This is a genomic window from Leifsonia sp. HAY1-4F, assembly GCF_056755275.1.
The window spans coordinates 1-264 of the sequence record NZ_JBNDHX010000333.1 but is presented as its reverse complement, the minus strand read 5'-3'; the positions used below and the strand labels follow the sequence as shown (position 1 = coordinate 264).

Annotated in this window: 1 protein-coding gene; it reads right to left on the bottom strand. The window is 65.5% G+C overall.

The features are described from left to right. Positions 1-24: 24 nt before the first annotated feature. Positions 25-264: hypothetical protein (locus tag ACPYOG_RS19725; protein ID WP_481295813.1), on the bottom strand; the 240-nt coding region annotated here is incomplete at its 5' end.

The window sequence follows — 264 nt, the reverse complement described above, 5'->3', positions numbered from 1 at the left end:
ACACTCTCTCCGTCGTCGGCAGCGTCAGATGTGTATAAGAGACAGAGGAGGCGCATACCATCGACTCATGACCTCGATCCCCGCCGCTCGTGCAGTGCGACGCCCCATCGGCGAGTACGCGGGTCGTCCGTGCCAGACAGTTCCGAAACTGTCTCTTATACACATCTCCGAGCCCACGAGACACTCGCTAATCTGGTGGGGCGGCTTTTTTTTTGGAGGGGGGGGGGGGGGGGGGGGGGGGGGGGGGGGGGGGGGGGGGGGGGG